This is a genomic window from Aurantimonas aggregata (assembly GCF_010500835.1).
Lineage (GTDB): Bacteria > Pseudomonadota > Alphaproteobacteria > Rhizobiales > Rhizobiaceae > Aurantimonas > Aurantimonas aggregata.
Window position 1 is genome coordinate 1 of record NZ_JAAAMJ010000077.1, and the last position, 1,096, is coordinate 1,096.

General features: G+C 63.6%; 1 protein-coding gene. It reads left to right on the forward strand.

The genetic code is table 11. From position 1 onward, the window contains the following. The first annotated feature begins 18 nt into the window (after positions 1–18). Positions 19–1,079, forward strand: a protein-coding gene (locus GTW51_RS23310; protein ID WP_163046402.1) for an IS630 family transposase whose coding sequence is annotated in 2 segments (ribosomal slippage) — positions 19–511 and positions 511–1,079 — 1,062 coding nt in all. Because the reading frame shifts where the segments join, the coding sequence is not laid out codon by codon here. Positions 1,080–1,096: the final 17 nt, after the last annotated feature.

Genomic DNA, 1,096 nt, shown 5'->3' on the forward strand with positions numbered 1-1,096 from the left:
GGCAAACGGAGGTTTGCCATGGCTTCAGCGATCCCGCTTCGTTCCGATTTCAACGGACCCGCTCTTCGAGAGCTGGCCAAGACGACAAAGCATGCGGCGCAGGCGCGTCGGCTTCTGGCACTGGCCGAGATTTATGATGGCGGCTCGCGCTCGGACGCGGCGAGGATCGGCGGCGTCACTCTTCAGATCGTGCGGGACTGGGTCCTGCGGTTCAATGCCCGTGGGGCGGCCGGCTTGATCACCGGCAAGGCGCCAGGCAATCGGCACAAGCTGAACAACGTGCAGCGGCAGGCGCTGGCGAAGATCGTGGAGAGCGGCCCGATCCCGGCGATCCATGGCGTGGTCCGCTGGCGGCGCAAGGATCTGGTCCGCTGGATCTTCGAGCAGTTCCGCATCTCGCTGGACGAGACGACGCTCGGCCGCGCGCTCAAGGCGCTCGGCTTTGCCAAGCTCTCGGCCCGGCCGCGGCACTACGCGCAGAACGAGTTCGAGGTGGACGCTTTTAAAAAGACTTCCCAGCCGCGTTGGCAGCCATCCGGGCCGGCCTCCCGAAGGGCACCGAGATCGAACTCTGGTGGCAGGACGAAGCCCGCATAGGCCAGAAGAACAAGGTCACGCGTCGCTGGGCCCGGCGCGGCAAACGTCCCTCGGCCCCGCACGATCAACGCACCATGTGGGCTTACATCTTCGGCGCCATCTGTCCCAAGAAGGGCAAGGGTGCTGGCCTCGTCCTTCCCTATTGCGACACCGGATCGATGAACCAGCACCTCCACGAAATCGCTGAAGCTGTCGATCCCGGCGCCCATGCCGTTCTGATCCTCGATCAGGCCGGCTGGCACTCCACGCCCAAGCTCGTCGTGCCCGACAACATCACCCTCCTGTTCCTGCCGCCGAGGTCGCCCGAGCTCAACCCGGTCGAAAATGTCTGGCAGTTCATAAGGGACAACTGGCTGTCGAACCGCATCTTCGCCGACTACGACGACATCGTCGCCCACTGCTGTGACGCTTGGAACAAGCTCGTCGATCAGCCCTGGAAAATCATCTCAATCGGAATGCGGGACTGGGCGCATGAGTTCTGATCAGCGCACGTTGGTAT